Below are 653 nucleotides of genomic sequence, written 5' to 3' on the forward strand. Positions count from 1 at the left end.
GGGTATCACATCATGACTAAATTTATTTTCGTAACCGGCGGCGTTGTATCTTCTTTGGGTAAAGGTATCGCCGCCGCTTCTATTGCTACTATTCTCGAGTCGCGTGGCTTGAACGTGACCATGCTTAAGCTCGACCCGTATATCAACGTTGACCCGGGTACCATGAGCCCGTTTCAACACGGCGAAGTATTCGTGACCGATGACGGCGCGGAAACCGACCTCGACCTCGGTCATTACGAGCGTTTCATCAACGCCACCATGACCCGCCGCAACAGCTTCAGTACCGGCCAAGTCTATGAAAACGTGATTGCTAAAGAGCGTCGCGGCGACTATTTGGGCGGTACCGTACAAGTGATTCCGCACATTACCGATGAAATCAAACGCCGTATCCATGAAGGCGCGGCTGGTTATGATGTGGCGATTGTTGAAATCGGCGGTACAGTCGGCGATATCGAATCGTTGCCTTTCTTGGAAGCCATCCGCCAAATGCGCAGCCAGCTTGGCCGCAATAATACATTGTTTGCCCACCTGAGCTATGTTCCTTACATTGCCGCCGCCGGTGAAATTAAAACCAAACCGACCCAGCATACCGTTAAAGAAATGTTGAGCATCGGTTTGCAACCGGACATCCTGATCTGCCGTATGGACAGAGA

Annotated in this window: 1 protein-coding gene; it reads left to right on the forward strand. The window is 51.5% G+C overall.

Going from position 1 to position 653, the window contains the following annotated elements:
* Nucleotides 1-12 precede the first annotated feature (12 nt).
* Nucleotides 13-653 (forward strand): CTP synthase (locus ACTHUM_RS17180; RefSeq protein ID WP_440403580.1); only part of this gene is annotated, 641 nt, incomplete at its 3' end.

Source organism: Neisseria sp. P0021.S006, from assembly GCF_051956895.1.